The organism is Actinoplanes octamycinicus (assembly GCF_014205225.1).
In the GTDB taxonomy this organism is placed as follows: domain Bacteria; phylum Actinomycetota; class Actinomycetes; order Mycobacteriales; family Micromonosporaceae; genus Actinoplanes; species Actinoplanes octamycinicus.
Genome location: NZ_JACHNB010000001.1, coordinates 7939764 through 7958574 on the forward strand (window position 1 = coordinate 7939764; position 18811 = coordinate 7958574).

Consider the following 18811-nt stretch of genomic DNA (forward strand, 5'->3'; position numbering starts at 1 on the left):
GCCGGCCCGTCCGCCGGTCAGGCCTTCCTGGTCTTCTCCGGAACGGCGACCACGTCCGCGGGCGCCGGTTCCTTGATCTCCGGGAAGGCCTCGCCGAACTTGGCGAACGTGATCGAGCTGCCGCTCGCGTCACCGATCTTCAGCGGATAGGGCTCCCCGGTCGTCGCCACGTAGACCGAGGCGCCCTCGAACCGGTTGGTCACCAGCAGCGCCTCGCCGTCCCCGAACTTGATGACGGTGCCGTTCTCCGCGCCGAGTCCCTGGCTCAGCACCCGGTCGATGTCGCGGTCGATGGCGTCGAACCATTTGGACAGCTGCGGATTGTCCTTGGTGGCCTTGGTCCAGCGGCCGCGCATCACGGCGGCCATCTGCTTGGCGCCCTTCGGCCCGAGGAATGCGGCCCAGAACGCCTGGTCGGCCCGGACGTACTGGTTGCCGCCGGCGGCGAGCAGCTCGATGGTGCCGTCGCCGACCCGGATGGTGCCGGTCCGGTTCGCGTCGACCACGGTCATGTCGAACCGGATGGTCATGCCGTCCTCGGACATGCTCCCGGCCATGGAGTACGACGCGGCGGCGTGCAACGCGCCGGAGCTCCGCTTGAGCACCTCCCGCGCGGGGAGCCGGGTGATCCCGTTGCCGGGCGGCGCCCAGGCACGGACCTGCGCCACCGGCGCCGGCCGGTCGGGCGCGCATCCGCCGAGCAGCAGCGTGCCGGCGGCCGCCGCGACGGCGACCGATTTCTTCATCTTCACGTGTGCTTCTTCCCCCGCGAGCAGCGATCCAGCGACGGCACTCTATCGACCTGTTGATCTTGTCGCATCCGGGATACGCGGGCGGTTCAGCCCTTCTTCGCCGGCAGGTCGACGACCTCGGTGGCCGGCGGCGCCTGAATCTCCGGGAAGCTCGCGCCGAACTGGGTGAACAGCACGGTGTCGATGCCCTTGCCGCCCACCTTCAGCGGCAACGGCTGACCGGTCGTCGCGATGAAGAGGGCGCCGTCGGACTTCGAGTCGATCAGCTGGATCACCGGGCGGCCGTTGGAGACTGAGGTGGCACCCTTGGTCAGCTTGCCGGTCGGGGTGAGGAAACCCGCGCCGTTCATGCCCTCGAACAGATCAGCGGTGGACTTGTCGCCAGGCGCGGACTTGAGCCACTTCGACGCGGTCAGTTTCGCACCGAGCTTCTCCACCGCCGAGTCACCGAGGACCAGGCCCATCAGGCTCTCGTCCATCCGCAGGTACTTCGCGCCGTCGACGGCGAGCAGCTCCATCGTGCCGCCGGCCACGCTCATGCTGCCCAGCAGGTTGTCGCCGGAGATCTTGAAGTCGATCTTGGTGGCCTCGTCGTCCGCCACGAACGCCCCGGCCATCCGGTACGACTTCACGTCGACCAGCGCCTGCTTGGCCCGGGCGAGGATCTCCTCGGCGGAGAGCGCGGCGACCCCGTTGTCGGCCGGGGCGGACGAGGCGGCCGGCTCCGGCATTCGCGGCGCCTCCTCGGCGCATCCGGCGAGCAGCAGGACAGAAGCGGTCATCGCGACAGCGATGGCTTTCATATGGGTTGTTCCCCCGGATATCGAGATCGAAGGGTGCCACTGTATCGCCTGTTGATCTTGACGGGCGACCGGGACCGGATATCTTGCTCGGATGGAGCGCACCGCCCTCGTCACCGGAGCATCGTCGGGCATCGGCCTGGCCACCGCCCGGGCCCTGGCCGCCCGGGGCTACCGGGTCCTCGGCACCAGCCGGCACCCGGCGTCCGTCGCGCAGCCGCTGCCGGGCGTCGAGTACCTCGCCCTGGACCTCACCGACGACCAGTCGATCGAGGCCCTGGCCCCGGTGCTGCAGACCGTCGACGTGCTGGTCAACAACGCCGGGGAGAGCCAGTCCGGGCCGTTCGAGGAGCTGCCGATGGACGCGCTGCGCCGGCTCTTCCAGGTGAACGTGCTCGGCCCGGTGCGGCTCGCCCAGCTGGCGCTGCCCGGGATGCGCGAGCGCCGGTACGGCCGGGTGGTGATGGTCGGCTCGATGCTGGCGTCGTTCCCGCTCGCCTACCGCTCGTCCTACGTCGCCACCAAGGCCGCGATCAAGGGCTTCGCGAACGGCGCCCGGCACGAGTACTCGCCGTACGGCGTGTGGCTGACCACCGTCGAACCCGGCTCGATCAACACCGGGATCAGCGAGCGCCGCACCACGTACGTCGCCGACGACTCGCCGCACCGGGCCGAGTTCGACCGGATGCTGACCGCGCTCAACCGCAACGAGAAGGCGGGCGTCTCCGCCGACCGGGTCGCGGCCACCGTCGTCACCGCGATCGAGGCGGACCGGCCCCGGCAGCGGTACGCGGTGGGCAGCAACGCCCCGTTCGTCTTCGCGCTGCGCCGGGTGGTGCCGGCCGGACTGGTGGAGAAGATCACTCACCGTAAGCACGACCTGAACCGCTAAGCTTCTCGGGTGCTGCGTACGGGTGGGTTGTTGCTGGTCCTCGACGGGAACAGCCTGCTGCACCGGGCGTACCACGCCAGCGACGGCTCGCTCGAGCCGTCGCCCGCGCTGCGCGGCCTCTTCGGTTACCTGGCCCGCGCCGCCGCCCACCTGCGACCGGACGCCGTGCTGGTCGGCTTCGACTGCCCGCGGGACTCGGCCCGGCGCACCGACCACCCGGACTACAAGGCCCACCGCCCGGCGAAACCGGCCGAGCTGACCCGCCAGCTGGCGCTCGCCCCGGACCTGCTGCGCGCCGCCGGGATCGGCACCGTCGTCCCGCCCGCCTACGAGGCGGACGACGTGCTGGCCAGCAGCGCCGCGCTGGCCCGCCGCTCGGGCTGGCGGTCGGTGCTGATGACCAGCGACCGGGACGCGTTCGCGCTGATCGACGACTGCACCTCGGTGCTGCGGGTGCGCAACGGCGGCTTCGACCGGTCGATGCTGATCGACCACGAGTCGCTGCCGTCGCTCTACGGGGTGCGCCCCGAGCAGTACACCGACTTCGCCGCGCTGCGCGGGGACCCGTCGGACAACCTGCCCGGGGTGCGGCGCTTCGGGGCACGGACGGCGGCGCGCTTGCTGGCGGCGTTCGGGACGGTGGACGCGGCGTTCGAGGCGGGTGCGGAGGCCGTACGCGACGTGGTGGGTGATCTTGCCGCGGCGGCCCTGGCCGAGCCCGCGGCCCGCACCACCGTCGAGCGCAACCGCAGCCTGATGCGGATGCGGCGGGACCTGCCGGTGCCCAGCCCGGACTCGGCCCGGCTGCCGCTGGACTACCTGGTGATCCGCCGCGCCCTGCGCGAGCACGGGATCAACCTGGGCCCGTCGCTGTGGGCGCTGACCGGCGGCGACGCGCCGATCATCCCGGCCCAGGCGGAACCGGAGCCGGAACCGGCCTGGGCCGCCGTCCTGCAGCCGCGCGTGCTGCGCGGCGGGATGTCCGGGCGCCGCGACCCCACGCCCGGCCAGACCGCCCTCTTCTGAGCCCTCAGCCGGCGTTGAAGTTGTCGCTGACGTCGCTGCGCAGGTTCCGCACAGTCTCGTCGAGCAGCTCCCGGGCCGCCTGCTCGCCGACCGGCGCGGTCACCTCGGCGTGCAGGACGCTGCCGCCGGCCGGCGCGTCCTCGACCCGGGCCTGGCCGTGCGTGCCGCCCTCGCCCCAGCTGACCCGCAGCCGGTCCGGCTCGATGGTCACCGGATAGTCCCGGCCGCCCGCCACGGTGACCCGCGACGTGCTGACCGACTCGGTCCCCAGCGCGGCCGGCAGCCAGCGCGCCGCCCGATCGGGATCGGTCAGCACGCCGAACACCACCTCGGCCGGTCCGGTGAACTCGTAGGTGCCGCTGACCCGGCTCGTCTGATCGGTCACTCCGTGGTCCTTCCTAGTCGGTGGCCTCGGCTGCCAGCCGGGCCAGTGTTCCGGGCAGGCCGGTGGCGGCCAGCAGGCGGCGCTGCCGGGCGGCGCCGGTGCCCTCCCGGCGGACCCGGTCCAGCCCGGCGGTGACCAGGTCGAGGTCACCGTGCCGGCGCAGCGCCGGGCCGATCCGGTCGACCAGTTCGGCGACCGCGTCCCAGGCGGGCCGGGCCCGGCCGGTGACCGGGTCCAGCAGGGTGCCGTCCAGTCCGGTCCGGGCGGCGTTCCAGTGCGCCGCGCCGACCAGCGCGTCGGGCAGCTCCGGCGCGGACCGGCCGTCGGCCGCCGCCCGCGCCGCCGTGTCGACCAGGCCCCGGATCAGCGCCGCGACCAGCACGGTGTCGGCCGCCCGCGGGCAGACGTCGGCGATCCGCACCTCCACGGTCGGGAACGACGCCGACGGGCGGGCCCACCAGAGCACCATGGTGTCGTCCATCATCGCGCCGGAGGCGATCAGAGCGTCGACGGTACGGCGGTAGTCGCTCGCCGACTCCAGGTGCGGCCACGCGCCCAGGCTCGGCCAGCGGTCCAGCTGGACGCACCGCCAGCTGGCACAGCCGGTGTCGGCGCCCTCGAAGACCGGCGAGTTCGCGGCGAGCGCCTGGATGACCGGCAGGTCGCCGCGCAGCCGGGTGCAGACCCGCACGGCGAGTTCCTCGTCCGGCACGCCGACGTGCACGTGGCAGCCGCACACCGAGGGGTCGCCGGCGATCGGTCCGTAGTGCCCGGTGATCGCCCGGAACCGCGGGTCGTCGGCCGGCTCCGGGAACCGCTCGGCGACCGGGGTGGCGCCGGCCGGGGTCAGCGCCGCGCCGGCCGCGGACGCCGTCTCGGCCCCGGCGCGCCGGTTCGCCAGCAGCTGCCCGGTGAGTTCGCCGGCCTCGGTGCAGACGTCGGTGACCAGCTCGACCATGCTCGGCCGGAACTCGCGCCGGCTGCGCCGACGGATCGGCTCGGGCAGCCCGGCGAGTACCTTCTCGGCGACCGGGATGTTCTCCCCGGTGCCTGGATCGAGCAGCAGGAACTCCTCCTCGACGCCGACGGTCAGCCGGTCGGGCAGGGCCGCGGTCACCGGGTGCGGATGGCGGTCGGCTCGGTCATGGGACCCCGGGTTCCCCGCCCGGCCCGGAATATTCCGACGTTTGCCCGGCCGCCCACCGGGAAGCCGCCACCCATGAGCGATGCTCGAGAGCCGGTCGACCGGCATCCCACCGACGAACCTGACGGCACCCCGGCGTACGCCGCCTCGCTGCGCCGCCCCGGCGAGTCGGTGACCGGCGCGCCGGCCGACGAGGACGAGGCCGGGGAGGCGCCGATGGGCGCCGGCTACGACGAGAACGCGGTCTCCGGCGACACGGACGCCTATCGACCGGACTGAGCCGCGACGCCGGCCACGACTGAATACGGTCGATTCTCGAAACCGGCGGCTGGCAGGATCAGCCCCGATGACAACCGTGGACGAGGTGCGCGCGCACCACCGGAAGTACCTCAATCTGCTGTTCCGGCGCCCGGGCATGTACGGCCGGGCCGAGACGGCCGAACACATCGTGCTGGAGTTGATGGCCGCCGCCGACGGGCGCCTCGACCAGTGGCGTGCCGAGCTCGAGCGGCTGCGCAACTCCAGCGCCTTCAACTCGATGGGAGTCAGCGGCGTCTACCGCACCGTCTTCCCCGATCACCTGCTGCGCGACGCGGTCGCCTCGCAGTACGCCACGATCGCCCACCGGCTCGGCTGGCTCGACCTCGATCGCGCTCTGCCGCCGGCCGAGTTCCAGCGGCTGTGTGCCGGGATCACCGCGGACGACCGCACCCAGGACGAGATCCTGGCGGCCTGGGGCGAGCCGTCGATCCGGATCGGCGGCCGAGGGTCCGGGACGCTCGGCTACGCGACCGGTGATCCGGCCGACGACCCGGTCTGGTTCCACCTCGACGGCGACGACCCGGCCCGGCTGCTGGTCGTCCGGTATCGGCCCGGAGACTTCGGGCGCTACGCCGACTACACCCCGACCGGCCTGCGCCGCCGGCCCATCCGCGAGGAGCGGGACACCGTCTGGCTGTTCCACGGCGACGGGGCGCGGTTCGCCTCCGGCGTGTTCGCGAACGCCGAGGACGGCCGGGACTGGGCGCGGCGGCACCGGGTGAGTGGCACTTTGGCCGAATACGCGATGGGTGGCGCTTACGACGTCGCGGTCGCCGAGGGCCGGTTCACCCGGACCCGCGACCATCACGGCACGCCAGGGCACGTCGCCGGGTTCAGCGCCGGCCTCGATCACCTGCACATCGTGGACGGTGCGATCGACTAACTTGGTCGATGACGAACGGGGGTTCCGGATGCGCCATGTCACGCTCTCCGCCGGCACCGTCGACTTTGACGACACCGGCGGCGACGGGCCGACCCTGGTCTTCCTCACCGGCATCTTCGTCGGGGTGACCCTGTGGCGGCACGTGATCGCCGACCTGCGCGCCGATCATCGCTGTGTCGCGCTGGAGCTGCCGCTCGGCGCGCACCGCCGCCCGATGAACCCGGACGCCGACCTCAGCTCCCCCGGCCTGACCCGGCTGGTCGCCGAGTTCCTCGACCGGCTCGACCTGCGCGACGTGACACTGATCGGCTGCGACTGGGGTGGCGCGCAGCTGGTCGCCGCGCACGGCCTCGGCCACCGGCTGGCCCGGCTGGTGCTGCTGCCGCAGGAGTCGTTCGAGAACTTCCCGCCCGGCCTGCCCGGCCGCGCGCTGTACCTGTCGTCCAAGGTGCCCGGCGCGACCTTCCTGGCGCTGCAGCCGCTGCGGATTCGCGGCTTGCGCCGCGCTCCGCTCAATTTCGGGCTGATGGCGAAGCGCCCGGTGCCGGACGACATCATGGACGCCTGGTTGCGGCCGTCCCTCACCTCCGGCGCGATCCGGCGGGACCTGAAGAAATATTTGCGTACGACCAGACGCGCCGAATACACGGAGGCTGCCGCCCGCCTGTCCGGCTTCGACCGCCCGGCCCTGGTCCTGTGGGCTCCGGAAGCCACGATGATGGTCCCGGCCAACGGCGCCCGGCTGGCGCAGGCGCTGCCGCGAGGGCGGCTGGTCGAGGTGCCGGACAGCTACACGCTGATCCCGGAGGACCAGCCGGGGGCGTGCGCGACCCACCTGCGGGAGTTCGTCGCGAGCAGCTGAGCAAGTGCTTCGGCGACGCCACCGGTGCGCCAGGATCGCTCGTCGAGGCCAGCACGTGTCCACTGCCCGGCGCTGGACTCCGGCGAGGTCCGCCTCGACCCGCCCGCTATTCAGGATGACCACGGCGGCGAGGCTGCGGCAGAATGCTCGCCGTGCGGGAGAAACCGGCCGGACTGGCCGAAAGCGACCTGGTCACGGCGCTGCGCTCCGGGTGGGGCATCGAGACGGTCACCATCGACTACCTGCCGGTCGGGGCGGGCAGCTACCACTGGTCGGTGACCGAGCCCAGCGGCCGGTCCTGGTTCGTGAAGGTCGACCGGGACGATCCGGATCTGCGCCGGTCACTCGCGACCGCGCTGGCGTTGCATCGGGCCGGCCTCGACTTCGTCGTCGCCCCGGTGCCGGCCCTCGACGGCGAGGTGTCGCACACCCTGCCGCACGACTCCACTTCTGCGGCGCCGCAGTCCTTGCCGCGCGACTCGACCGACGCGGCGTCGCAGTCCCTCCCGCACGACTCGACCGGCACGGCGTCGCGGTCCCTGCCGCACGACTCCACCGGCGCGGCGACGCAGTCCTTGCCGCGCGACTCGACAGGCGCGCCCTCCCACTCACTGCGCCACGACTACACCGTCGCGGTCTTTCCGTTGCTCGACGGCGCTGCGGGCCACTTCGGACCACACCCACTCGCTGACATTTCGGAAATGTCGGAGATGCTTGGGGCGCTGCACCGAACCACCCCGGCTGTCGCGACCCTCGCCCCCCGCACCGACCTGCGCCTCATCGGCCGCACCGACCTGGAGACCGCCCTGGGCGACCTCGACCACCCATGGACCAGTGGCCCGCACGCCGAACCCGCCCGCGCCCTCCTCCGCCACCACGCCACCCGCGTCCACGACTGGTTGACCGAATTCGACCACCTCGCCGGCGTCGTCCGCGACACCGCCGCCGACTGGGTCGTCACGCACGGCGAGCCCCACCCGGGCAACGTCCTGCGCACCCCGTCCGGCCTGCGCCTGATCGACTGGACCACGGTTCAGATCGCCCCGCCCGAGCGCGACTTCTGGATGCTCACCGACATGTTCGGCACCACCCCGACCGGTGCCGGCCGGTCGCCCGCCACCGCTTTCTACCGCCTCGGGTGGATCCTCGCCGACGTGGCCGCGTACACCACCGACCTGCGCACCCCGCACCAGGACGACGCCGACAGCGCCGCAGCCCTGACCTACCTGGCCGCCAACCTCGACTCCTGAATCGCGGCGTCCGGAGGCACGGTCTCCTGGAGGCCGGCCGCGTGACGCCGTGAAGCGAGACCACCCATGAATCGCGGGCCCGGAGGCGCGATCTCATCCAGGCCGACCGCGTAGCGCCGTGAACATGAATCGCGGCGTCCGGAGGAGCGATCTCATCGAGCCCGGCCGCGTGGCGCCGTGAAGCGGAACCACGGTGGCGTCACCGCGACGCCGGGGTGTCCGGCGCGCTGGACCGGTCCAGCAGTTGGTCGGCCAGGTCCGAGCGCCGGTAGAGCACCGACCGCCCGTGCCGCGCGCTGACCAGCAGCCCGGCCGCCCGGAGCGCCCGCAGGTGCTGGTTGACCGCGGTGGTGGTGACGCCGAGCCGGGCGGCCAGCTCGGTCGACGACGCCGGGGTGGCCAGCTGCACGAGCAGGCCGGCCCGGTGGGCGCCGAGCAGCCCGGCGAGCGCGCCCGGGGCGGGCAGTGGCTGCGGCTCCCAGAGCGTGCCCAGCCCGCGCGCCCGGTAGATGATCATCGGCGGTTCGTCGGGCAGGATCGGCGCGGAGGCGCTGCTCGTCCACATCGACGGGACCAGGGTGAGTCCGCCGGTCGCCGGTCGCGTGTAGTGGACCTGCGACCGTACGGAAACCTCCACCGTGTCCCCCGCCATCCGCACCCGGCCGGCGAGCCCGGCGAACATCGCGGCCAGCCCGTGCTGCGCGATCTCCCGCCCGCGATGGGTGACGTCGCCCTCCAGCAGCGCCCGCATCCGGGGCCAGTGCGGCGCGAAGCAGACCTCCCAGTATCCGGTCAACGCGTCCAGGATGCGGTCGAGCACGTCCGGGCCGCGCAGCGGTGTCGGCACTCGCCCGGGTCCGTGCAGCAGCCGCAGGTCACGATCGACAACAGCACTTCCGGTACGCCGCACCGCCGCCATCTCGTCCTCCAGCCGGGTCAGCGGGGACCACGGCCGTGGCGTGAGGAAGTCCGGCGTCCACAGATCGTCGTTGACCAGCGCGTCCAGCACCCCGGCCGCGAGCCGCCCCTGGGCCTGCCGCATCTGCTGGATCCACGGCAGGTGCAGCGGATAGCGCCCCGGATCCCGCCACGCGTGCAGCGACAGCACCAGCTCGTTGAGCGGCGAGATGGCGAACCGCACCCCGCCCAGGTCCTGTCCGACGAGCTGATACCGCACGACCATGAAGCAGGACGCTACATCGTTCGCCCGGCTCCGGGGCCGGCTGGCAGAACCGACGCGTGACCCTCACTGATCGACGGCTCACCGGCCGCAGCCCGGTCGAGCGTGCCCTGACCCTGTCCATCGCCGCGGCCTCACTGGCCAAGGGGGTGTTGTTCGGGGTCAGCGCGCTCTTCTTCACCACCGTGATCGGCCTGTCCCCGGCCACCGTCGGCGCTGGGCTGACCGTGGCCGGCGCGGCCGGGATGGCCGCCGCCTTCGGGTGCGGCTACCTGTCCGACCGGATCGGCGCGCAACGGGTGCTGGCCGGCGCGACGCTCACCCAGGCGGCGGCGCTGGCCGCGTACTGCGCGGCCGGTTCGGCGCTCACCTTCACGCTGATCGCCTGCGCCGCGGTCGGCGCGCAGGGCGGCCAGCGGACGGCCCAGGCGACCTTGCTGGCCCTGCACTTCACCGGTCCGGACCGGGTCACCGTGCGGGCCCGCCTCCGGGTGGTCACCAACGTGTTCGTGGGGCTCGGCTCGGCGCTCGCCACCGCGGCCCTGGCCACCGGCACTCCGGCCGCCTACGTGATCGCGATGCTGGCCGCGTCCGCCCTGGTCCTGGCCTCGGCCCTGCCGCTGCGCGCCCTCCCGACGGCCGCTTCCCCCGCGCGGCCCGGCGCTCCCGCACGGTCCGCTGCGGCCTCCCCGGCCGCTTCCCCCGCGCGGCCCGGCCCTCCCGCACGGTCCGCTGCCGCGCCGGTGGGCCGCTCTCCGTTGCGCGATTTCCGGTACGTCGGGATCGCCGCCCTCTACGGCCTGCTCACCATCCAGTTCGGTCTGCTCACCGTCGGGATGCCACTCTGGGTCACGCTGCACACCCGGGCGCCGGCGACCACCGTCGCGCTGCTGCTCGTGCTGAACACGGTGCTGGTCGCGGTCTTCCAACTGCCCGCGGCGCGACTGGTCACCGACGTGCGCGCGGCCGGCCGTACGGTAGCCGTGTCCTCGGTCTTCCTGGTGTTGACCTGCCTTCTCTATGCGGCCGCGGCACCCCTGCCGGCGCTCGCCGCGATCGGCGTCCTGCTGCTCGCGGTGGTGGCGGCGAGCGCGGCCGAGGTGCTCTCCGAAGCCGGCGCCTGGTCGCTCGCCTTCGAACTGGCCGACCCCGGCAACCCTGGCGCCTACCAGGGCGTCAGCCAGACCGGTTTCGCGGCCGGCACGATGCTCGCCCCGGTGGTGGTCACCTCCACCGCGGTCGCCCACGGCACGCCCGGCTGGCTGCTGCTCGGCGCGATGTTCCTGGCCGCCGGAGTCACGACTCAGCGGCTGTCCCGATCACCTCGTGGAAGCGCCCGATGAGTGCGGCGCCCGGACGCCGGACGAGCACCATGCGGTTCACGAGGTCCGCCTCACCACGACCTGCGGTCATTACGCTTCGTGGCCGGGAGAGTCTGCGCGACCCGCGGACGGCTCCAGGGCCCATTCCACCGTCACGGTCACCGTGAGCTGCTGCAGACCGGGTTCGATCGGCGCGGCCGCGCCGGACATGGCCACGCTGTCCGACGAGTAGGAGTCCCGGTAGTAGCTCGGCGTCTCCTCGGTGATCTTGAGGACGCGGCCGAGCGGGCGGCCGGCCTCGCGGGCGTACAGCGCGGCCTTCGCGCGGGCGTCGGCGAAGGCTCGCTTGCGGGCCTCGGCCAGCAGGGCGGCGTCGTCCTCGATGGCGAACGAGACGCCGTTGAGCCGGGCCGCGTCACCGCCGGCCGCGATCGCCGCGGTCAGGGTCGCGCCGGCCTTCGGAAGGTTCCGGAGCTTCGCGGTGAGGCCCTGGTTCACGGTGTAGCCGGTGATCTTGTTGGCGTTGTTCCGCTGGGCGTTGACGCTGACGTCCGCGGTCTGCAGGTCGGCCTTGACCACCCCGGCGCGGAGCAGGGCGTCCCGCACCCGGGTCGCGGCCGCGCTCGCCCGGTCCAGGGCTTCGCTGACCGTGGCGCCGGTGACCTCCACCGCGAAGGAAGCGGTCAGGACGTCCGGCTCGCCGGACGCCTTGCCGGTGCCGGTGACCAGGACGCTCTCCCGGTTCTGGTCGTCGGAGGAGGCGGTCGCGGCGGCCCCGGATGCGGTCGTCCGCGCAGGTGCCGCCGCGCCGGTTCCGCCTGCCGCACCGGTTGCGGACGCCGGACTGGGGGTGGCCGCCGCCGGGCCGGCGAGCAGCAGCGAGGACGAGGGCACAGCCAGGGTCATCAGGGCGACGAGGGCCGGCACGGTGACGCGTGGTTTGCTCATTCCTCCCATTAGAGACACTTTTCCTGGGATTTTTGCTATCTTCCCGGAATCTCACCAGGCCGGGCCGCGAGCCAGACGCACCGGGCCGGTAGCGGTGGTCACGTCGACCTCGGCGCCCTTCTGCCGCACGACGACGGTGCCCTCCCCCGAGAGCTCGGCGGCCACCTCCCGGACCACGTCCATCAGGTCCCGCCACGACTCCCCGCCGGCCACCCGGGCCGCTTCACTCGGGCAGATGCTGCTGTCCGCCGCCCGGTGCCGCAGCAGCACCCGGATCGCCGCGGCCACCCGCTCGCGCCGCCCCGCGGCCGTCGGCTCCCACCACGGGTCGCCCCGCTCCCCCAGCGCCACCTTGGCGTCCTGCACCCGCGGCCGGGCCGTGCCCGGGTCAGTGCGCACCAGCCGGCGGGCCGCCATCAGCTCGTCGACGAGCTCCTGCCGCAGCCCCCGTCCGGGATGTTCGGATCGTTGACATCCTCGCCGTCCTAAAGGACGGCGATTCCAGCCACGCTGCGCGTGGCACGCGCGGCGTTCTGGCGGGTTACCGCTTCACTGCGCGGTGCCGGGACAAGTCCCGGTCTTACCTGCGCTCGACGGTCGTTGAAGTCCGCCTGCCCGGCGGCCTTGATGTTGATGGCGGCGTTGACGTCCCGGTCATAGTGACTGCCGCACGCGCAGTCCCACGCCCGAACGTTCAGCGTCATCTTGTCGTTGATCCGGCCACAGTCGCAGCACATCCGGGTGGATGGGAAGAACCGGTCCACCCGGGCGAATGTGCGCCCGTATCGGGCCGCTTTGTACTCCAGCATGGTGGTGAAGCTGGCCCAGCCCGCGTCGTGCACGCTCTTGGCGAGCCGGGTCCGGCCGAGACCGGTCACGCACAGGTCCTCGACGTACACCGCTTGGTTGTCGCGGATGATCGCCGTGGACAGTTTGTGCTGCCAGTCGCGCCGGGTGTCAGCCACCCGGGCGTGCGCCCTGGCGACCTTGATGACAGCCTTCTTGCGGCGGTTGCTGCCCTTGCGCTTACGCGAGAGGGCTTGCTGCAACCGTTTGAGTTTGCGGGCCGCACGCCGCAGGAACTTCGGCGCGGTCACCTTCGTGCCGTCGGACATGACCGCGAAGTGGGTCAGCCCGAGGTCGATGCCGATCTCCGGCTCGACCGGCGGCAGCATCTCGTCCTCGCCGACGGTCACGACGAAGGAGGCGAAGTACCGGTTTGCCGCGTCTTTGATGATCGTGACGCTGGACGGGTCCGATGGCAGGGTCCGCGACCAGCGGACCGGTAGGTCGCCGATCTTCGGCAGCCGCAGGCGGCCGTTGTCCAGGACCTTGAACCTGCTGTTCTTGGTGAACCGGATCGCCTGCCGGTTGTCCTTGCGCGACCGGAACCGGGGCGGGGCGACCTTGCGGCCCTTGCGCTTTCCGGTGACCGAGGCGAAGAAGTTGCGGTACGCGGTGTTCAGGTCCGCGAGGGCTTGCTGCAACACCACCGCCGATACCTCGCCCAGCCACGCCCGGTCCTCGGTGGCCTTGGCCTGGGTGATGACCAGCTTCGACAGGTCGCCGTCGGAGAGGTACTTCTCGCCTGCCTCGCGGGCCTGTTGACGCAGCCTGAGTCCGTCGTTGAAAACCACGCGGGCACACCCGAACGCCTGCGCCAGCGCGGTGCGCTGGGCGGCGTCCGGGGTGACCCGGAAGTTGTAACGGAGCTGCACGACCATCACTGTCCCATGCTGGCTTATGGCCGAGCCTCAAGGTATCCGCACTGGCAGGCACTGTGTCTTTGCGATGCACGTTCACTTGGTTTTCGTGACGAAGTTCCGGCACAAGGTGTTCACCGACCAGCACCTGGTCCGGAGGCAGGCGATCATGCGCGACATCTGCGCCGACTTCGAGGCAGAGCTGGTCGAGTTCAACGGCGAGAACAATCACGTGCACCTGCTGGTCAACTTCCCACCCAAGGTCGCTGTCGCTCGGCTGGTCAACTCGCTCAAGGGCGTCTCCTCCCGTCGCCTGCGCCAAGAGTTCCCCGACCTGGTACCCCACTACTACCAGGCCAACAAACTCTGCTCCGGCTCGTACTTCGCAGGCTCCGCCGGCGGCGCACCGCTGAACGTCATCAAGCAGTACATCGAGCAGCAGAACCGCCCCGGTCAAGGTACTGCTCGGGCCTAGCGGCCCTCCCAGCGCGGGCCTTCACCCCCGGGCTGAAGCCCGGAGCACTGGCCCGCATTCCGGTAGCCCGCCACCGCCGGCCGGAAACGATCAGGTACCGCCCGTCCGCCGTCAGCGTGGCGTCATCCCGTGAGCCCATGGGCCTATGGTCCCCGTTCATCCGCTCCAGGGAAACAACTCCTCGTCGCGCAGGAGCAGCACCTCCGGGTCCTCGGCGCTGACATGCCCGGCCCGGAACGGCCACCGCCGCTCGCCGAGCTCGCCCTCCAGCAGAAACCTGAGGAAGCGCAGGAAGCTGCTCGCCACGAGGTAGGTCAACCCTTCGCCGGCCATCGTGTCGACGAAGTAAACGGCGTCCCGGTCGATGTGCTCGCGCGACAGGTCCAGCACGTAGTAGTTGCCACACCCGTCACCCGCGACCGGGAGCCAGCCCCGGCCGGCCCAGTCGGGGTGGAAGCCGAGGACGTCGAGCGCGTCGCGCACGCCGAAGATCCCGCCCGGCCCGGCATACGAGCCGTCGCAGACGCGCAACCAGCGGACGTACTCCTCGGGAAGCTGCCGGTCGTATCTCGCCGCGATCGCCGCCACCCGGGAGTCGTCAGCGCCGGTGAGGTCGCGGAGTTCCGGAGGGAGCGGGATCTGCCGCACCAGCCGCAGCAGGCCGGCGACGTCCGGCCCGGAGGTCACCGCAGGCTTCCGGTCTTGGTCCTGGTCAGCCAGGACATCACGTCCATGGCGTGCGAGGCCGGGTCCGGGATCGGGTGGAAGACGTGCTCCACCACGTCGTCGCAGACGATCAGGGTGAGGCGCTGGTAGAGGGCCAGGTCGCCGGAGGCCAGGGTGGGCAGGCCGGTGGCGGCGGCCAGGGTCAGCTTCGGGTCCGGGATCAACGGGTACGGCAGCCGGAGCCGATGTGCCAGCTCCCGCTGGTACCCGGTCGACTGGGCGGACAGCCCGTAGACCCGGGACGCCCCCGCGGCGAGCAGCTCGGCGTGGTGGTCGCGCACCCAGATCGCCTGGTCGGTGCTGCCCCGCGCGCCGTGCACCTCGAGCAGCCCGCGCGGCAGGTCGACGCCGGGCCGCCCGGTCAGTGGGTAGACGAAGATCACCGTCCGGCCCGGCCCGAGGGCGGCCAGGTCGACCGGCCGCCCGTCGCTGGCGTAGAACTGCAGCGCCGGCAGCCGGGTGCCGACCAGCTCGGCCGGGCTGCTGTCACCGGCCGGAACGCCGGTGACCACCGACCGGGCCGCCTCGTCGATCCGGGCGTTGAGCGCGTCCCGCTGGGCGGTCAGCTCCCCGATCCGCCGCTGCAGCCCGGTCACCGTGCTGCGGAAGGTGGCCAGCGCCGCGGCGCACACGTCCTCGGTGCCGTCCGCGATCGACTCGACGAACGGGCGGGTCTCCTCGACCGCCAGCCCGAGCGTCATCAGCTCGCGGATCTGGGCGACCTGGCGCTCGGCGATCGGGTCGTACTCCCGGTAGCCGTTGCTCAGCCGCCGGGGCACGACCAGGCCGACCGACTCGTAGTACCGCAGCGCCCGGATCGTCGTCCCGGTCCGGCGCGCCAGCTCACCCACCCGCATGCGACAGACCCTAAACCCGGACCCTGAGGTACGGGTCAAGCGTCGCCCGCGAGCCCAGTTCCTCCTCGATCCGGATCAGCTGGTTGTACTTGGCGGTCCGGTCGCTGCGGGACAGCGAGCCGGTCTTGATCTGCCCGCACCCGGTGGCCACCGCCAGGTCGGCGATCGTGGTGTCCTCGGTCTCCCCGGAGCGGTGCGACATCACCACCCGGTACCCGGCGTCCCGCGCGGTCCGGACCGTGGCGAGCGTCTCGGTCAGCGTGCCGATCTGGTTGACCTTGACCAGGATGGCGTTCCCGATCCCGTCCGCGATGCCCTGCCGCAGCAGCGCCTCGTTCGTACAGAAGACGTCGTCCCCGACCAGCTGGCACCGCTCGCCGAGGGCCTCGGTGAGCGCCACCCACCCGGCGTGGTCGTCCTGCGCGACGCCGTCCTCGATCGAGACGATCGGGAACGCGTCGACCAGCCCGGCCAGGTAGGCGACGTGCTCGGCCGGGTCCCGGTGCAGGTAGCGGCCGTCCTTGAAGAACTCCGACGCGGCCGGGTCGAGGGCGATCGCCACGTCGGCGCCGGGCCGGTACCCGGTCGCCTCGATCGCCTCGGTCACGAAGGTCAGCGCCTCCTCGGCGGTCCGCAGGTCCGGCGCGAACCCGCCCTCGTCGCCGACGTTGGTGTTCTGCCCGGCCCGCCGCAGCGCGCCGCGCAGCGTGTGGAAGACCTCCGACCCCATCCGGACGGCCTCGGCGAACGTCTCGGCGCCGACCGGGGCGATCATGAACTCCTGGAAGTCCAGCGGATTGTCGGCGTGCGCCCCGCCGTTCACGATGTTCATCAGCGGCAGCGGCAGTAGCGCCGCGTCCGGCCCGCCGAGGTAGCGGTAGAGCGGCTGCCGCGCGCTGTCCGCCGCCGCCCGGACCAGCGCGAGCGAGACGCCGAGCGTGGCGTTCGCGCCGAGGCGCGACTTGTCCGGGGTGCCGTCCAGCTCGATCAGGACCCGGTCGGCCCCGGCCTGGTCGGCGGCGTCCCGCCCGTGCAGCGCGGCGGCGATCTCGGTGTTCACCGCCGTGACCGCCCGCCGCACCCCCTTGCCGTGGTAGCGCCGCGGATCTCCGTCGCGCAGCTCGACCGCCTCCCGGGTGCCGGTCGACGCCCCGGACGGCACGGCCGCCCGCCCCCGAGCTCCGTCGGCCAGTACCACGTCGACCTCGACCGTCGGGTTCCCGCGGCTGTCGATGATTTCCCGGGCATGCACACTGGTGATCGCGTTCATGCCCGGAACGCTAAACCCGCACCTCGGGGTACAGGTCAATCGAAAGAGAGCGACTGCCCGTAGACGTGCGTCACCTTGAGGGCCAGCAGCACCCGGCGGTCGGCGACCATCACGGCGCGGTACTCGTCCCAGTCCGGGTGTTCGCCGGAGGCGCGGCGGTAGTAGTCGACCAGCGCCTCCACCTCCGGGCCGTGCGGGTCGGTGCCCGGGCCGGTCAGCACGGCGTCGCCGTCGGCGGTCGCCCAGGCGCGGCCGTCGGCGCTGGTCACCTCGATCGCGGCGCGCGGGTCGCGGCGCAGGTTCGCGGTCTTGGCCCGGCCCTCGGTCATCGAGACGTAGATCGTGCCGGCGGCGCGGTCGTAGAACGGCAGGATTGGGGAGAGCTGCGGGCGCCCGTCCTTGCGGATCGTGGCGAGAATTCCGAGCCGGCTCTCCGCGATCAGGGCGTGCGGATCGAAGTCAGTCATATCTGTCGCCAAGTCCCTTCCCTCGACCGGTATTCCAGAGTTCACCGCTCGCCGCGCGGTTCCAGCACCGGCTTGACGTCCAGGACCGGCGTCCCGTCGAGCGCCTCCAGGTCGGCGACCCGGACGCGGAGCCCGTCGACGGCGAGCACCCGGACCCGGTGCAGCCCGATCGGGTTCGGCCGGTCCGGCGACCGGGTGCTGAACACCCCGGTGAGCGGACGGCTCGCGTCACCCCGCGGCCGCACCCGCAGCACGCTCCGGTCGGCCCGGTCCAGCCAGGTGAGGACCAGCAGCTCAACACCGGCCTCCAGGTCCCCGAGCGCGTCCGCGTAAGCGCCGTCGAAGACCAGCCAGGCCGGCGGCGCCCCCTCGTCACCCTGCTTGGGCGCGGCCGCCGCGTCGGTCAGCGGCGACTCGACCCATCCGACCGGCACCAGCTCCATGCCGACCGACCCTACGGCATGAAGGCAGTGACGACGGGGAATGTGCCGTGGCCGAACCGCGATTCCGGCGGCGCGGCGGACCGGGCGCCGATAGCCTCGGGCGGGTGTACTTCGTCTATCGGTCGCACTACGCGGGTCCGCTGAGCAAGCTGGTGCGGCGGCTGCCCGACGCGACTGTGCTCGACTGGTTCCGCCGGCACTGGACCCGCCCCGATCCGCACGCCTGGATCGAGGCCGAGCTGGGCGCCGACGTCTACGGGTTGCACACGATCTTCGACGCGGCCCGCGAGCACCGGCTGCCGGCGCCGGAGACCACTGATCAGCTGCGGACCCTGCTGCACCGGCACCTGTATGTCGAGGGCGACGCCGACTTCATCCGGCTGGACGAGCACAGCCTGCGGGTGCGGACCGACGACGACGAGGTAGAGCTGGCCTACTTCTTCCTCGACGACCGGGCGGTGGCCGCGGCCCCGGACCGGCTCGCCTACCTGCTGCACGAGTCGTGGCCGCTGCCGGACGACGCGGAGCGGGAGCCGCCCGGCCCGCCCACCACCTACGCGACCTTCCTGACCTACTACGACGGCGCCAGCCTGGAGTGCCCCGACCAGGTGGTCTTCCCCGGCATCGAGCTGGCCGAGCTGGCCGCCCACCTGCCCGGCGCGGACCGCACCGGCTGGCCGCCGGAGCTGAAGGTGCTCGCCGGGCTGCTCGCGCCGGGCGAGAGATCCCTGGTCCCGGCGCTGCGCCGGGCCAACCTGTGGCCGGGCTTCGGCCTGGACGCCGACGAGCCGTGGCCGGACGCCTTGGACGCCCTCGACAACCCGTACCACGCGGCGATGTCGCTGATCGACGAGCACGTGTTCGACAACGGCCGCCGCCCGGACACCTCGCTGATCGAGGTCAGCGGCCACCTGGCCCAGATGGCGATGCACTGCAGCGGCGCCTTCGGCTTCCAGCAGTGGTACCTGTTCGACAGCCTCTGGGTCGCCTCCCACCCCGACCTCGCCGCCTCCCTCACCCACTACGCCACCGACTGGGATCCGCTTTCCTAGACCTTTTCCGGTACGCGACGCGAGACCGCTTCCGGCCGGGGCGCGCCGGCGCG

Annotated in this window: 22 protein-coding genes; 9 read left to right on the top strand and 13 right to left on the bottom strand. The window is 72.4% G+C overall.

The annotated features are described in order from the left end of the window. Positions 1 to 17 precede the first annotated feature (17 nt). Both BJY16_RS35895 and BJY16_RS35900 read right to left on the bottom strand, forming a co-directional pair. Positions 18 to 752, bottom strand: a complete 735-nt coding sequence (locus BJY16_RS35895; RefSeq protein WP_185043997.1) for a hypothetical protein — start codon at positions 750 to 752, stop codon at positions 18 to 20. Positions 753 to 838: 86 nt separating this feature from the next. After that, positions 839 to 1534, bottom strand: a complete 696-nt coding sequence (locus BJY16_RS35900; protein WP_185043998.1) for a hypothetical protein — start codon at positions 1532 to 1534, stop codon at positions 839 to 841. Between the two features lie 112 nt (positions 1535 to 1646). Here BJY16_RS35900 and BJY16_RS35905 point away from each other — a divergent pair, with 112 nt between their 5' ends. Both BJY16_RS35905 and BJY16_RS35910 read left to right on the top strand, forming a co-directional pair. Further along, on the top strand, positions 1647 to 2444 hold the full coding sequence (locus BJY16_RS35905) for an SDR family oxidoreductase (protein ID WP_185043999.1): 798 nt from the start codon (positions 1647 to 1649) through the stop codon (positions 2442 to 2444). 9 nt (positions 2445 to 2453) lie between these two features. Further along, a complete protein-coding gene (locus tag BJY16_RS35910) occupies positions 2454 to 3470 on the top strand; it encodes a 5'-3' exonuclease (RefSeq protein WP_239177788.1) in 1017 nt (338 codons plus the stop codon). Positions 3471 to 3474: 4 nt separating this feature from the next. On the opposite strand, the gene BJY16_RS35915 is transcribed toward BJY16_RS35910, so the two are convergent. Further along, the gene (locus BJY16_RS35915; RefSeq protein WP_185044000.1) at positions 3475 to 3855 is read right to left on the bottom strand and encodes an SRPBCC family protein; all 381 of its coding nucleotides are present in this window, start codon (positions 3853 to 3855) and stop codon (positions 3475 to 3477) included. A gap of 13 nt (positions 3856 to 3868) precedes the next feature. Beyond that, positions 3869 to 4972 carry a carboxylate-amine ligase gene (locus BJY16_RS35920; protein WP_239177790.1) on the bottom strand — a complete coding sequence of 368 codons (1104 nt, stop codon included), beginning with the start codon at positions 4970 to 4972 and terminating at the stop codon, positions 3869 to 3871. 102 nt (positions 4973 to 5074) lie between these two features. Here BJY16_RS35920 and BJY16_RS35925 point away from each other — a divergent pair, with 102 nt between their 5' ends. The 4 genes from BJY16_RS35925 to BJY16_RS47850 all read left to right on the top strand — a co-directional run bounded on the left by BJY16_RS35925 (position 5075) and on the right by BJY16_RS47850 (position 8315). After that, entirely contained in the window at positions 5075 to 5278 is a 204-nt protein-coding gene (locus BJY16_RS35925) for a hypothetical protein (protein ID WP_185044002.1), read from the top strand. 67 nt (positions 5279 to 5345) lie between these two features. After that, a complete protein-coding gene (locus BJY16_RS35930; protein ID WP_185044003.1) occupies positions 5346 to 6203 on the top strand; it encodes a DUF7710 domain-containing protein in 858 nt (285 codons plus the stop codon). Between the two features lie 28 nt (positions 6204 to 6231). Then, positions 6232 to 7065 carry an alpha/beta fold hydrolase gene (locus BJY16_RS35935; protein ID WP_185044004.1) on the top strand — a complete coding sequence of 278 codons (834 nt, stop codon included), beginning with the start codon at positions 6232 to 6234 and terminating at the stop codon, positions 7063 to 7065. A gap of 233 nt (positions 7066 to 7298) precedes the next feature. Further along, positions 7299 to 8315: a phosphotransferase gene (locus BJY16_RS47850; protein ID WP_307835917.1), complete on the top strand. Its 1017-nt coding sequence runs from the start codon at positions 7299 to 7301 to the stop codon at positions 8313 to 8315. A gap of 199 nt (positions 8316 to 8514) precedes the next feature. Here the strand turns inward: BJY16_RS47850 and BJY16_RS35945 are convergent, their stop codons facing one another. Continuing rightward, positions 8515 to 9498, bottom strand: coding sequence for an ArsR/SmtB family transcription factor (locus BJY16_RS35945; protein WP_185044005.1), 984 nt, complete (start codon positions 9496 to 9498; stop codon positions 8515 to 8517). Positions 9499 to 9554: 56 nt separating this feature from the next. On the opposite strand from BJY16_RS35945, the gene BJY16_RS35950 reads away from it, so the two are divergent. Continuing rightward, entirely contained in the window at positions 9555 to 10838 is a 1284-nt protein-coding gene (locus tag BJY16_RS35950) for an MFS transporter (RefSeq protein ID WP_185044006.1), read from the top strand. Positions 10839 to 10907: 69 nt separating this feature from the next. On the opposite strand, the gene BJY16_RS35955 is transcribed toward BJY16_RS35950, so the two are convergent. From BJY16_RS35955 to BJY16_RS35965, 3 genes are all read right to left on the bottom strand, one after another. Further along, complete coding sequence (locus BJY16_RS35955) at positions 10908 to 11765, bottom strand: SIMPL domain-containing protein (protein WP_239177794.1); 858 nt, start codon at positions 11763 to 11765, stop codon at positions 10908 to 10910. Between the two features lie 51 nt (positions 11766 to 11816). Further along, positions 11817 to 12182, bottom strand: coding sequence for a DUF3253 domain-containing protein (locus BJY16_RS35960; protein WP_185044008.1), 366 nt, complete (start codon positions 12180 to 12182; stop codon positions 11817 to 11819). Between the two features lie 68 nt (positions 12183 to 12250). Beyond that, positions 12251 to 13489, bottom strand: a complete 1239-nt coding sequence (locus BJY16_RS35965; protein ID WP_260419099.1) for an RNA-guided endonuclease InsQ/TnpB family protein — start codon at positions 13487 to 13489, stop codon at positions 12251 to 12253. A 19-nt stretch (positions 13490 to 13508) separates the two neighbouring features. On the opposite strand from BJY16_RS35965, the gene tnpA reads away from it, so the two are divergent. Further along, positions 13509 to 13943 (top strand): IS200/IS605 family transposase, encoded by a 435-nt coding sequence (gene tnpA, locus BJY16_RS35970; RefSeq protein WP_185044009.1) that lies wholly within the window; start codon positions 13509 to 13511, stop codon positions 13941 to 13943. A gap of 156 nt (positions 13944 to 14099) precedes the next feature. On the opposite strand, the gene BJY16_RS35975 is transcribed toward tnpA, so the two are convergent. Genes BJY16_RS35975 through tsaA form a run of 5 tightly spaced genes read right to left on the bottom strand, consistent with a single transcriptional unit; the run spans position 14100 to position 17706 of the window. Then, positions 14100 to 14630 (bottom strand): SMI1/KNR4 family protein, encoded by a 531-nt coding sequence (locus tag BJY16_RS35975; RefSeq protein ID WP_185044010.1) that lies wholly within the window; start codon positions 14628 to 14630, stop codon positions 14100 to 14102. Further along, complete coding sequence (locus BJY16_RS35980) at positions 14627 to 15526, bottom strand: MerR family transcriptional regulator (RefSeq protein WP_185044011.1); 900 nt, start codon at positions 15524 to 15526, stop codon at positions 14627 to 14629. The genes BJY16_RS35975 and BJY16_RS35980 overlap by 4 nt, the downstream gene beginning before the upstream one ends. Before the next feature lie 10 nt (positions 15527 to 15536). Next, positions 15537 to 16796: a phosphopyruvate hydratase gene (eno, locus tag BJY16_RS35985; RefSeq protein ID WP_185044012.1), complete on the bottom strand. Its 1260-nt coding sequence runs from the start codon at positions 16794 to 16796 to the stop codon at positions 15537 to 15539. 35 nt (positions 16797 to 16831) lie between these two features. Further along, a complete protein-coding gene (locus BJY16_RS35990) occupies positions 16832 to 17263 on the bottom strand; it encodes a PPOX class F420-dependent oxidoreductase (protein WP_185044013.1) in 432 nt (143 codons plus the stop codon). Between the two features lie 41 nt (positions 17264 to 17304). Continuing rightward, the gene (tsaA, locus tag BJY16_RS35995) at positions 17305 to 17706 is read right to left on the bottom strand and encodes a tRNA (N6-threonylcarbamoyladenosine(37)-N6)-methyltransferase TrmO (RefSeq protein ID WP_185044014.1); all 402 of its coding nucleotides are present in this window, start codon (positions 17704 to 17706) and stop codon (positions 17305 to 17307) included. Between the two features lie 104 nt (positions 17707 to 17810). Here tsaA and BJY16_RS36000 point away from each other — a divergent pair, with 104 nt between their 5' ends. After that, positions 17811 to 18758: a hypothetical protein gene (locus BJY16_RS36000; RefSeq protein ID WP_185044015.1), complete on the top strand. Its 948-nt coding sequence runs from the start codon at positions 17811 to 17813 to the stop codon at positions 18756 to 18758. The last annotated feature ends 53 nt before the right edge of the window (positions 18759 to 18811 follow it).

Coding starts and splice junctions, on each gene's coding strand:
- BJY16_RS35900 (WP_185043998.1), bottom strand. CDS start 1,534: ATGACCGCTTCTGTCCTGCTGCTCGCCGGATGCGCCGAGGAGGCGCCG.
- BJY16_RS35905 (WP_185043999.1), top strand. CDS start 1,647: ATGGAGCGCACCGCCCTCGTCACCGGAGCATCGTCGGGCATCGGCCTG.
- BJY16_RS35925 (WP_185044002.1), top strand. CDS start 5,075: ATGAGCGATGCTCGAGAGCCGGTCGACCGGCATCCCACCGACGAACCT.
- BJY16_RS35930 (WP_185044003.1), top strand. CDS start 5,346: ATGACAACCGTGGACGAGGTGCGCGCGCACCACCGGAAGTACCTCAAT.
- BJY16_RS35935 (WP_185044004.1), top strand. CDS start 6,232: ATGCGCCATGTCACGCTCTCCGCCGGCACCGTCGACTTTGACGACACC.
- BJY16_RS35945 (WP_185044005.1), bottom strand. CDS start 9,498: ATGGTCGTGCGGTATCAGCTCGTCGGACAGGACCTGGGCGGGGTGCGG.
- BJY16_RS35955 (WP_239177794.1), bottom strand. CDS start 11,765: ATGAGCAAACCACGCGTCACCGTGCCGGCCCTCGTCGCCCTGATGACC.
- BJY16_RS35960 (WP_185044008.1), bottom strand. CDS start 12,182: ATGGCGGCCCGCCGGCTGGTGCGCACTGACCCGGGCACGGCCCGGCCG.
- BJY16_RS35965 (WP_260419099.1), bottom strand. CDS start 13,489: ATGGTCGTGCAGCTCCGTTACAACTTCCGGGTCACCCCGGACGCCGCC.
- tnpA (WP_185044009.1), top strand. CDS start 13,509: ATGGCCGAGCCTCAAGGTATCCGCACTGGCAGGCACTGTGTCTTTGCG.
- BJY16_RS35980 (WP_185044011.1), bottom strand. CDS start 15,526: ATGCGGGTGGGTGAGCTGGCGCGCCGGACCGGGACGACGATCCGGGCG.
- eno (WP_185044012.1), bottom strand. CDS start 16,796: ATGAACGCGATCACCAGTGTGCATGCCCGGGAAATCATCGACAGCCGC.
- BJY16_RS35990 (WP_185044013.1), bottom strand. CDS start 17,263: ATGACTGACTTCGATCCGCACGCCCTGATCGCGGAGAGCCGGCTCGGA.
- tsaA (WP_185044014.1), bottom strand. CDS start 17,706: ATGGAGCTGGTGCCGGTCGGATGGGTCGAGTCGCCGCTGACCGACGCG.